At 57.5% G+C, this 2,560-nt stretch carries 2 protein-coding genes; both read right to left on the bottom strand.

Annotated elements, in window-relative coordinates:
• Positions 1 to 737 precede the first annotated feature (737 nt).
• Positions 738 to 1,562: an NADPH-dependent 7-cyano-7-deazaguanine reductase QueF gene (queF, locus tag PQR67_RS38070; protein WP_408467929.1), complete on the bottom strand. Its 825-nt coding sequence runs from the start codon at positions 1,560 to 1,562 to the stop codon at positions 738 to 740.
• Positions 1,559 to 2,461 carry a 5'-nucleotidase gene (locus PQR67_RS38065; protein ID WP_408204056.1) on the bottom strand — a complete coding sequence of 301 codons (903 nt, stop codon included), beginning with the start codon at positions 2,459 to 2,461 and terminating at the stop codon, positions 1,559 to 1,561. Before PQR67_RS38065 ends, queF begins: the two co-directional genes overlap by 4 nt.
• Between the last annotated feature and the right edge of the window lie 99 nt (positions 2,462 to 2,560).

The following is a 2,560-nucleotide window of genomic DNA, read 5'->3' as shown; positions in this document are numbered from 1 at the left end:
GCAAGAGAAAGCGGCTCAAACCGCTAATTCTTAAGCGGGTCCCCCGCGCAGCCGCGGTAGTGGTGCATCTGGAATCTGTGCTCTCGCATATTCCGCGTTAGCGACAAGGCGCTCATTCGTTCCCACTCCGCACTGCGTGCGTCGCGGATGGGTCTGCCAGGGAAACCAGGGGCTTCGTTTTGCGCGGCGGAGGCCATCGGCTTCGCCTCGGCGATGCGTCGAATGCGCAAGTGCCGCAGCGCCTTCGCAGATATGGTGTTCACCCTGGCAGACCAGCAGTTGTGGCGGCCCGCGCAGTTGGAAGTTCGTACTTCGAATGAAAACTGGGGGCAACAGAGCGACTGATCAGGTGCAGGTCGAGCGGCTGCACCGAATGATGGGTAAATGCGAAAACGCAGCGATTGGTTCTATGAAGAACGCGTCGGCGCGCGCAGCGCCGCCGGAAGTAAGACTGCCTTGTCACCGGGGCGGAATGTGCGAGAGCGCAGATTCCAGATGCACCACTACCGTGGCTGTGCGGGGGACCCACTTAAGAGCTGGCGGTGTGAGCCGCTTTCTTTTGCCTACTTTTCTTTGCGGCAGGCAAAGAAAAGTAGGTGCCCGCCCCGCACAGGGGCGACGCTAATAGACCACCAACAAATCAAGGAAAGGCCAAAGAAGTCAGAACAACGAAAGCCCACCACCACAAAGCACACAAACAAAAAATCGCCGCACAGGCAAAAAAACCACCCAAACCTTTATTGCCGCGCCAACCGCAAATTATCCGGCATCGGCAAATTATAATTCGTGCGGAAAGGATTGATATCCAGCCCCCCGCGGCGGGTATACCGCGCATAAACAGCAAGCTTCACCGGCCGGCAGGCCTTCATCACATCGATAAAAATCCTCTCGACACACTGCTCATGAAACCCGGTGTGATTCCGATACGAGATGATGTACCGCAGCAAACCCGCATGATCGATCTGCGGCCCGACATAATGAATCTGCACGCTGCCCCAATCAGGCTGCCCGGTCACCGGACAATTCGACTTCAGCAAGTTAGAGAACAACGTCTCTTCAACCGGCGCTTCATCAAGAGCCGCCTTGAGCAACGAAGCATCCGGCTGATAAACATCCGTATCCAGATCCAACCGATCCAGCGACAAACCTTCAAACTCTTCCATCTGCAACTTGCCGAACTCGTACGGCGCGCTCAGATGAACAGAAACAGTCGCGCCACACGAAGCGGAAACATCCCGCTTGATCGTGTCCCGCACCATCTCCATCGACTCAAAAGCCGTCTGCGCAAACGACCCAAGATAAAGCTTGAACGACTTCGACTCGACAATGTTCGGCGAATCAGCCGGCACGAAGAAAGTGGCCACCGCAATCTGCGGCTTGCCCCGCGCATTCAGCCAGGAAAGCTCGTAAGCATTCCAGATGTCCGTGCCGAAAAACGGCAACTGCGCGCCAATCCCAATCGCCTCACGTGCATTCTTCCGGGCAATCGGAAAAAGCAGCGAAGCGTCATATTGTTCGGTGTAAGTGGAAGCCTTACCCAGTGGTGATTGTTCAGGTGTCATGATGCGTTCACGATGCCACTCAGCACGTGCCCCGTCGCCGTCACGACGCGGGCCGATTCGCAATGGCCAATTTGGTCGTCGAAGAAAAAGTCCGGCTCGAACTCGCGCAAAAACGCGCTCTTGTCGAGGCCGCCGAGAAACATCGCTTCGTCGATTTCGATGTTCCACGCCATCAAGGTGCGGATTGCGCGCTCATGCGCCGGAGCCGAGCGCGCCGTTACCAATGCCGTACGAATATGCATCGGAGCGGCTTCGTCCGCGAGTTTCTGCAGCCGGTGCAGGGCTTCGAGCAACGGCTTCAAAGGCCCATCCGCGAGCGGCAAATCCTTGTTGTGAATCTCATGGCCGACGAACGCACGCAGGCCATCTTTCTGAAAGATGCGTTCGGCTTCGTCGGAAAACAATACTGCGTCGCCGTCGAAGGCAATCCGGATTTCGTCCGGATACTTGCTCGCCATTTTCGCCGATTCAGGCAAGACGCGCGCGGCCGGAAATCCGGCGGCCAATGCATCACGCACGTCGTCCTGATTCGCGGACAAAAACAGCGAAGCGTTCAACGGTTTCAGATAACCGAATGGTGCGCGCCCACGTGTGAACACGCCGCGCTCGATCGCCAGCCCATACTCCCTGCACGAGTGAAATGCGCGCAATCCGCTGATCGGATCGCTGCGCGACAGAATCACGACCTCGACGCGATGGCCGCCGGCGTTTAACGCCAGCAGCTTGCGGATCAGCGGAAACGCCACGCCCGGTTTGGCGGGCACGGCCAACCGCTCGCGCTGCAACGCTTCATACGCCTGCAGGTTGCCTTCCTCGTACACGCAGTTCTCTTCCTCGAAGTCGAACAGCGCGCGCGACGAGATTGCCACCACCAGTTTGTCGACAAGCGAAAGTGCCATCTGCGCGTTTCAGTCAAAAGTGATCAAGCAAGGAACAGGCGGTACACAGGATTCTGCGTCTCTTCCCAGTTCGGATAGCCCAGGGTGGCGAGAAAGCGC

This window comes from Paraburkholderia fungorum, assembly GCF_046026025.1.
Classification (GTDB): domain Bacteria; phylum Pseudomonadota; class Gammaproteobacteria; order Burkholderiales; family Burkholderiaceae; genus Paraburkholderia; species Paraburkholderia fungorum_E.
The sequence above is the reverse complement of the archived record's forward strand: the minus strand, read 5'-3'. Positions and strand labels throughout refer to the sequence as shown.

Excerpts from the sequence above, each read along its gene's own strand:
- PQR67_RS38065 (WP_408204056.1), bottom strand. The coding sequence starts at position 2,461 with ATGGCACTTTCGCTTGTCGACAAACTGGTGGTGGCAATCTCGTCGCGC.
- queF (WP_408467929.1), bottom strand. The coding sequence starts at position 1,562 with ATGACACCTGAACAATCACCACTGGGTAAGGCTTCCACTTACACCGAA.